The organism is Bradyrhizobium sp. SBR1B, from assembly GCF_014198205.1.
Taxonomy (GTDB): domain Bacteria; phylum Pseudomonadota; class Alphaproteobacteria; order Rhizobiales; family Xanthobacteraceae; genus Bradyrhizobium.
Map to the genome: position 1 here is coordinate 1 of NZ_JACIHC010000077.1, position 1,478 is coordinate 1,478.

Annotated in this window: 2 protein-coding genes; both read left to right on the plus strand. The window is 63.7% G+C overall.

The window, feature by feature from the left end; all coding sequences use genetic code 11:
- Nucleotides 1-806: 806 nt before the first annotated feature.
- A complete protein-coding gene (locus tag GGD61_RS40140; protein WP_018273795.1) occupies nucleotides 807-1,118 on the plus strand; it encodes a DUF736 domain-containing protein in 312 nt (103 codons plus the stop codon).
- 61 nt (nucleotides 1,119-1,179) lie between these two features.
- Nucleotides 1,180-1,356 (plus strand): hypothetical protein, encoded by a 177-nt coding sequence (locus GGD61_RS40145; protein WP_183232549.1) that lies wholly within the window; start codon nucleotides 1,180-1,182, stop codon nucleotides 1,354-1,356.
- Nucleotides 1,357-1,478 lie beyond the last annotated feature (122 nt).

Consider the following 1,478-nt stretch of genomic DNA (forward strand, 5'->3'; position numbering starts at 1 on the left):
TGACTTGATGGAAGCCACTGTGGACCCTTGCCCCGGGGTCCCGATTGGATGCCGATCACCCCGAAAACGGGGTCCTTATTCCATGCCGAAACACAGTTCGAACCGAAATCGAGCCCGGCAGCCGATCTCAGTTGACGTCGATCGTGCTCACAACCCGCACCAATGCTGTGGCGTTGCAACCCGCACGCCGAGCTTCGTTCGATCGCGCGTGCCGGCGGAATCATTGCCGGACTCGGCGTGCCGGCAAGTCCCCCGACGCTAGTCTAGCATCTGCCTCACGCCTCGCCGGGCGGTCGCGCGGAGAGCGGGCTTTGAATCCACCTGGCGAGACAGGTCACCAGCCTCTTTATCGATCTTGCGACGGCGACTTCGACAGGTGGGCCAACGTTGCTGACAGCGACAGCTCCATCGCGGGTGATGACTCGGCGCCGAGCTGGCCTGCTCAGGGTGATCTGCGCTTTGTTACTACGCCGTTGCCTTGAGATCCGAATGGCCGAATCGACTAGGGCCGCCTGTCTTCATTCCATGTGTTTTCGCGATGGGCGCACCCATCTGCGTCCTCGATTACGGCTGGTCTGACCGAAGGACGGTCCCCGCTGCGCGGGCCCTCGATCTTGTCCCCGCAACGCCCGTCCTCGACTTTCTTCCCCTGGCGCTGCGCGCCATTCCTCGCGAGACAAGAAAGTCGCTGCCGGCCGCCCTCCACTTCGTTTCGGCCCTTCAGGTGCGGGTCGATCGCCTCCGGTCTCACGACCGCCATCGAGGTCGCGATGGGCGCGGCCCGAGAAAACCAAGGGAATGAGACAATGGCTACCATCGGCACCTTCACCTCCACGGGCAATGGCTTCTCCGGCGCGATCAAGACGCTCAACCTCAACGTCAAGGCCAAGCTGATCCGCGTCGAAAATCCCTCCGACAAGGGACCGCACTTCCGCATCTACTCGGGTAACGTCGAGCTGGGTGCGGCCTGGCAGAAGACCGCCAAGGACACTGAGCGCGACTACCTCTCCGTCAAGCTGGACGATCCGAGCTTCCCCGCTCCGATCTACGCCACCCTGACCGAGGTCGAGGGTGCGGAAGGCCTCCAGCTGATCTGGTCCCGACCGAACCGGGACTGAGCCTCCCAAGAGGGCTCCGCCGCGAGGCGGGGCCTTCTTCCCTTCGAACGGAGAGAAGCTCATGACGGTCGATGTTATCGAGGAACTGCGCGCCGAGCTGCGCGACTGCTGGTTCAGCCCCGCGGAGCGCAACGCGCTCGAAGCGCAATTTGCTGAGCTGATCCGGCAACGCAACCAGCCAACCACGTCCGGCGACGCATCGCCCCCCGATCAGCGGTTTTCCACCGCCGGGGCATAGCCCCGGCGTCGCTTTGTTCGCTCGAGCTGCGGATTCCGACGTGAAGCCGGCGGGCATTCCGATCAATTGTCGGCCACCGTTCCGATCTGAAGCCGGCCGCGATTCCGATCAATAACCGGCCG